3 protein-coding genes are annotated in these 4,093 nt (G+C 43.0%); 1 reads left to right on the top strand and 2 read right to left on the bottom strand.

Features of this window, described 5'->3' with window-relative positions; all coding sequences use genetic code 11:
• Window positions 1-850 precede the first annotated feature (850 nt).
• Window positions 851-1,900 (top strand): Fe(3+) ABC transporter substrate-binding protein, encoded by a 1,050-nt coding sequence (locus QUA38_RS25180; RefSeq protein WP_333166782.1) that lies wholly within the window; start codon window positions 851-853, stop codon window positions 1,898-1,900.
• Window positions 1,901-1,965: 65 nt separating this feature from the next.
• Here the strand turns inward: QUA38_RS25180 and QUA38_RS25175 are convergent, their stop codons facing one another.
• Together QUA38_RS25175 and QUA38_RS25170 are read right to left on the bottom strand one after the other, a co-directional pair.
• The gene (locus tag QUA38_RS25175) at window positions 1,966-2,487 is read right to left on the bottom strand and encodes a pentapeptide repeat-containing protein (RefSeq protein ID WP_333166780.1); all 522 of its coding nucleotides are present in this window, start codon (window positions 2,485-2,487) and stop codon (window positions 1,966-1,968) included.
• A gap of 22 nt (window positions 2,488-2,509) precedes the next feature.
• A partial coding sequence (locus QUA38_RS25170) for an iron ABC transporter permease (protein ID WP_333166779.1) occupies window positions 2,510-4,093 on the bottom strand: 1,584 nt, incomplete at its 5' end.

The following is a 4,093-nucleotide window of genomic DNA, read 5'->3' as shown; positions in this document are numbered from 1 at the left end:
TCATGCTTCAAGGCATGAATTGTGACAATTCGTGGAAATATCCAGCTAAAGACTATGTGGAAATTTACGAGCTAATTAGACACAAATAATCCGTAGGATGCCAGTGTGCAACTTACTAACTGTAGGGTGTGCACTTCTAGCCAGCGTCTTGGTGGCTGTTGAGCCTGGTCGATACTTCGGGCAGTTGATACATGGCGGTGACGCGAATCGCTTGGGAGATGGCTGTTGCTTTTTTTGGGAGTGCGAGGTGGTTTAAGGAATTTTTTTAAATTTACCTATAGGCTAAAGCTCATAAAACCTCTGCAGGTTGTTGTCGCTGGCAATTAGTAAAAGCACTGTCTGCCCTCAAACAGCAGACAGTCAGAAACCTACGGGGAATCGGGCTTGCGAGTGTTTGGAGATGTCTATTGCAAACAAGTGTTGTGATACCTAGTCAGCAAAAATCTTTGTCATAAATACAGTCATGGACGCATCAAGACGTTCATCAGCAAATTTTTGACGGCATAATAGGTGCATGATTTTGATTTTTTTGTGGGATGGGCTCTGTTCCCCCGAAGGCGTCTATTTTCACAGCAGGCGGGACACCCTACAATAATCATCCTCAAATTGAGCAACGCCAAATTTTTGACCTAATCTGCGGGCTATAAAAAAGTCTTTTCGGAAAAAAACTGCCCGTTGAGCGAAGTCGAGACCGGATTTCTCACCACGAGTGCGTCAGCCCTAAAATAGTTACGCTATCGATCATCAAATAAGAATTACTTGCATTAATATAGTAAAGCAATGACTATAGATGGCTGTAGAGAGACCATCGTGTCAATTACCAGATGAAAAAATCTATCATTATAGAACAATGAGCATTTCTCGGCGTATTTTTCTTGCCAGTGGTACAGCAATGGCTGTCGTGGCCGTGGGGGAACTAAGCAAAAAAGCCCCTGTCGCAGCCCAAACCGGGACTCTCAACCTTTATTCAGCACGTCACTACGACACTGATAATGAGTTGTACCAAAGCTTCACCAAAAAAACTGGGATCAAGGTTAACCTCGTTGAAGCGGATGCTGACCAACTAATTGAACGGATCAAAAGTGAAGGTGCAAATAGCCCCGCTGATGTTTTCATCACGGTGGATGGTGGGCGTTTGTGGCGGGCAAAACAAGCAGGTATTCTGCAACCTGTTTCTTCAACAGTCCTGACATCGGCAATTCCAGCAAGTTTGCGAGATCCTCAAGGTTTCTGGTTTGGTCTATCGCGCCGGGCACGGGTGATTGTTTATAACAAAAGCAAGGTGAACCCTGCTCAATTGTCAACCTATGAGGCGCTGACAGAACCTCGGTGGAAAGGCAAAATTTTAGTGCGATCGTCCACTAATATCTATAATCAGTCTCTTGTTGGGGCTATGCTAGCGGTTCATGGAGCTCAAAAAACAGAAGCTTGGGCGCGAGGATTGGTGGCTAATTTTGCGCGTCCTCCAGAGGGAAATGATACGGCGCAAATCAAGGCTGTTGCTGATGGGGTAGGCGATATTGCCATTGTTAATACCTATTATGTAGCTCGCTTAATGAAATCGAAAGATCCAGCAGAACAGGCGATCGCGGCGAAAGTAGGTGTATTTTTCCCCAACCAGCGCGATCGCGGTACCCACGTCAACATTAGTGGTGGGGGTGTAGTCAAAACCTCCCGTAACAAAGCAGGCGCGACCAAATTCTTGGAACACTTAGCCAGTCGCGAAGCACAACAAATTTTTGCTAGGAGTAATAACGAATACCCCGTGATTTCAGGTGTGGCGATCGATCCTGCAGTTGCAAGTTTTGGTACATTCAAATCTGACCCTCTCAACCCTGATGTGTTTGGGAAAAATAACCCCGAAGCTTTAAAGATTGCCGATCGCGCAGGATGGAAATAGAGGCTTTGTAAACAAGAAGCTACTCTTTGTGATTCGGCGGTTTCAACCGCCGAATCCAATCAACTTTAATTTTTAATTTTACCATCCGGCATTATAGCGCCTTTGAGGTTGGTTCCTTTCAGGTTTGCCCCAGTCAAATCAGCACTATTTAAGTCAGTTTCACTTAAATCCGCATTACTAAGATTGGCATTATTCAGTTTGGCCCCTCGCAAAAAAGCCCCCTTGAGATTTGCATTACTCAAATCAGCATTTGTGAGATCAGCAGAAAATAAACCTGCTTTTTCCAGAGAAGCACCTTTTAAATTGGCACCTTTGAGATTGACGCTATCGAGTAAGGCTTCATTAAGTTTGACCTTTTCTAGGACAGCACCTTCCAACTTAGCACCATTGAGATTAGCGCTTGTTAAATCAATGTCACTTAACTTGGTATCAGTCAGGTCACATCCTGGACATTGCTTAGTTTTTTGTAATGTTTCGAGGGGGCTTGTCGCCTGTTTTTGGCATCCAAATGTGACCAAAATAGTAAGTAGTAAGAAAGAGATTGTGCCAGTAGTGCGGGTAAACATTGGTGAATTTTTATTAATCATCTTGATTGGTAAAGGGATAATGTTAACTGTTAACCGTTAACTCTGTTGAAGAATTGCGCGATCGCGCAATTTTCCAACTTAATAAAATAACTGGTAACATCCCCACTAAAACAATTGCCAATGCTGGGCCCGAAGCTTCAGCCAATCGCTCATCTGAGGCAAGTTGATAAGTTCGCACAGCCAAGGTATCAAAGTTAAAAGGTCTAATAATTATAGTAGCAGGTAACTCTTTCATTACATCAACGAATACTAACATCATGGCAGTTAGTAAACCTCCCGTCATCATTGGTGTATGAACTGTAACTAAAGTTTGCATCGGGCTATAACCCAAACTTCTCGCCGCATCATCTAAATTAGGCTTAATTTTGCTCAAACTTGACTCTACCGCATTTAAAGAAACAGCTAGGAAGCGAACTATATAAGCAAATACCAAAGCTGCGATCGTACCACTTAACAACAAGCCTGTAGAAATTCCCAAGTTTTCACGCATCCAACTATCAAATAGATTGTCAAGTTTACCAATGGGAACCATAATCCCCACTGCAATCACAGAACCAGGTACAGCATAACCCATTGCCGCAACTCTAGTCCCTAACTGCACTCCTAAATTAGGATATAACCGTAAGCCATAAGCCATAATCAAGGCAATAACTACGGCTAAAATTGCTGTCAGCGTTGCCAAAATTAAACTATGACGGGCAAAGATCCAAAAACGTTCATCTAAAGTGAGTTGCCAATTAGCTAAGGTCAACTTGACTAACAGACCCGCTGGCAATAAAAAACCAAAGAACAGCGGCAGGAAACAAGCAATGACCGCTAAAATTTCCCGGATTCCTTTAAGCTGATAAGTTTGTAGTTGGCGATAGCGGCTGCTAGCTTGATAATATTTAGTCCGACTGCGCGACCAGCGTTCTACTAAAATTAGACCTAAAACAAATAATAATAGTAGGGCAGCTAATTGATTGGCTGCAATTCGTTCTCCCATGCCAAACCAAGTCCGATAAATACCTGTGGTGAATGTATCAACTCCAAAATACTGAACAGTACCATAATCGTTGAGAGTTTCCATCAAAGCCAGTGCTAAACCTGCAACAATTGCGGGTCTAGCCATTGGTAAGGCAACTGTAATAAAACTGCGCCAAGGACTACAGCCCAGTATTCTACTAGCTTCTAGGGTACAAGTGGATTGCTCCAAAAAGGCAACTCTTGTTAATAGGTATACGTAGGGATATAAAACTAAGATTAGCATTAAGATTGCTCCAGGTAGCGATCGCACGTTAGGAAACCAATAGTCTCCATAACTCCAGCTAAAGATATAACGTAAAGCAGTTTGAACTGGGCCGGAAAATTCTAAAAAGTCTGTATAAGTATAAGCCAACACATAAGCTGGGGCAGCTAAGGGTAACAGTAATGCCCATTCAAATACGCGACTCGCCCGAAAGCGACACATTGTTACTAGCCACGCACATCCTACGCCAATCACGACAACACCAAAGCCTACGCCGATCATTAACAATAAAGAGTTGACGATATAACGGGTTAAAACTGTATCGGTTAAATGTTGCCATGTATCTTTAGCTTCAAAAAAGATACTGGATAAGACACT

The sequence above is a fragment of the Microcoleus sp. Pol12B4 genome (assembly GCF_036701385.1).
In the GTDB taxonomy this organism is placed as follows: domain Bacteria; phylum Cyanobacteriota; class Cyanobacteriia; order Cyanobacteriales; family Microcoleaceae; genus Microcoleus.
This window is presented reverse-complemented; position numbering and strand designations above follow the sequence as displayed.

What these genes read in the sequence shown, in the direction of transcription:
- QUA38_RS25180 (WP_333166782.1), top strand. Translation starts at nt 851, where the DNA reads ATGAGCATTTCTCGGCGTATTTTTCTTGCCAGTGGTACAGCAATGGCT.
- QUA38_RS25175 (WP_333166780.1), bottom strand. Translation starts at nt 2,487, where the DNA reads ATGATTAATAAAAATTCACCAATGTTTACCCGCACTACTGGCACAATC.